The sequence below is a fragment of the Streptomyces sp. JW3 genome (assembly GCF_052216785.1).
Taxonomy (GTDB): domain Bacteria; phylum Actinomycetota; class Actinomycetes; order Streptomycetales; family Streptomycetaceae; genus Streptomyces.
In genome coordinates this window covers 1-903 of the sequence record NZ_JBQOUX010000245.1, presented here as the reverse complement: position 1 = coordinate 903, position 903 = coordinate 1, and the positions used below count along the sequence as shown (strand labels likewise).

The following is a 903-nucleotide window of genomic DNA, read 5'->3' as shown; positions in this document are numbered from 1 at the left end:
CGCCCTCTCGCATCTGGACGCGCTGGAGTCCGAGGCGGTGCACATCTTCCGCGAGGTCGCGGGCGAGTTCGAACGGCCGGTGATCCTCTTCTCCGGCGGCAAGGACTCCATCGTCATGCTCCACCTGGCGCTGAAAGCCTTCACCCCGGCGCCCGTCCCGTTCTCCCTCCTGCACGTGGACACCGGACACAACTTCCCCGAGGTCCTCGAATACCGCGACCGCACCGTCGCCCAGCACGGACTGCGGCTGCACGTCGCCTCCGTACAGGACTACATCGACCGCGGCGTACTCAAGGAGCGCCCGGACGGGACCCGCAACCCGCTCCAGACCGTGCCGCTCACCGAGAAGATCCAGGCCGAGAAGTTCGACGCCGTCTTCGGCGGCGGACGCCGCGACGAGGAGAAGGCGCGGGCGAAGGAGCGGGTGTTCTCGCTGCGGGACGAGTTCTCGCAGTGGGACCCGCGCCGCCAGCGCCCCGAGCTGTGGAACCTCTACAACGGGCGGCACGCCCCCGGCGAACACGTCCGTGTCTTCCCGCTGTCCAACTGGACCGAGCTGGACGTGTGGCAGTACATCGCCCGCGAGAACATCGACCTGCCGCAGATCTACTACGCGCACGAGCGCGAGGTCTTCGCCCGCGCCGGCATGTGGCTGACCGCCGGCGAGTGGGGCGGCCCCAGGGACGGCGAGAGCGTCGAGAAGCGGCAGGTCCGCTACCGCACCGTCGGCGACATGTCCTGCACCGGCGCCGTCGACTCCGACGCCGACACCATCGAGAAGGTGATCGCCGAGATCGCCGCCTCCCGGCTGACCGAACGCGGCGCCACCCGCGCCGACGACAAGATGTCCGAGGCCGCGATGGAAGACCGCAAGCGCGAGGGGTACTTCTAGACATGAGCACC

General features: G+C 69.2%; 1 protein-coding gene. It reads left to right on the top strand.

Features of this window, described 5'->3' with window-relative positions:
• On the top strand, positions 1–892 hold an 892-nt coding region (gene cysD / locus ACTT8P_RS38320), incomplete at its 5' end, for a sulfate adenylyltransferase subunit CysD (protein ID WP_442836406.1).
• Positions 893–903: the final 11 nt, after the last annotated feature.